Source organism: Oceanobacillus indicireducens (genome assembly GCF_014647195.1).
GTDB classification, from domain to species: domain Bacteria; phylum Bacillota; class Bacilli; order Bacillales; family Amphibacillaceae; genus Oceanobacillus; species Oceanobacillus indicireducens.
In genome coordinates this window covers 1-709 of the sequence record NZ_BMOS01000084.1, presented here as the reverse complement: position 1 = coordinate 709, position 709 = coordinate 1, and the positions used below count along the sequence as shown (strand labels likewise).

Below are 709 nucleotides of genomic sequence, written 5' to 3'. Positions count from 1 at the left end.
GATGGATGGAGTGAATGAATATGACGAAACAACATAAAGCCTTCCAATTTCGTATGCTACCCAATAAAGAACAGGAAGTATTATTAGCCAAAACATTTGGTTGTGTTCGTTTTGTCTACAATCAGATGTTAGCAGAACGAAAAGAAATGTATGAAAAGTTCAAAGATGATAAAGAAGCACTTCAAGAGCAAAAGTTTCCGACTCCTGCAAAATATAAAGAAGAATTTCCATTTCTAAAAGAAGTGGATTCCCTAGCTTTGGCAAATGCACAATTGAACTTACAAAGCGCTTATAAGAACTTTTTTGAAGGAAATGCTGCATTTCCAAAGTTCAAAAATCGGAAAGCGAAACAATCTTACACAACCAATCGAGTAAACGGAAATATTGAATTGCAAGAAGGTCATATCAAATTACCCAAACTAAAATTAGTAAAAATCAAACAGCATCGAAAAATTCCTACTGATTATAAATTGAAGTCTTGTACGATTTCCAAAACAAAGTCAGGCAAATACTATATTTCGATTTTGACAGAATACGAGAAAGACATTAAACCTGTGTCCATTCAGGAAGTCGTCGGGCTCGATTTTGCGATGGATGGTCTATATGTTGAAAGCGAACAGGGTGAGAAAACCAATTACCCTAAGTTCTACCGACAGTCCTTAGACAAATTAGCAAAAGAACAACGCATCCTATCTCGCAGAAAGAAAGG

At 35.5% G+C, this 709-nt stretch carries 1 protein-coding gene; it reads left to right on the top strand.

The window, feature by feature from the left end:
• Positions 1 to 20: 20 nt before the first annotated feature.
• Positions 21 to 709: RNA-guided endonuclease TnpB family protein (locus IEX94_RS19500; RefSeq protein WP_188859924.1), on the top strand; the 689-nt coding region annotated here is incomplete at its 3' end.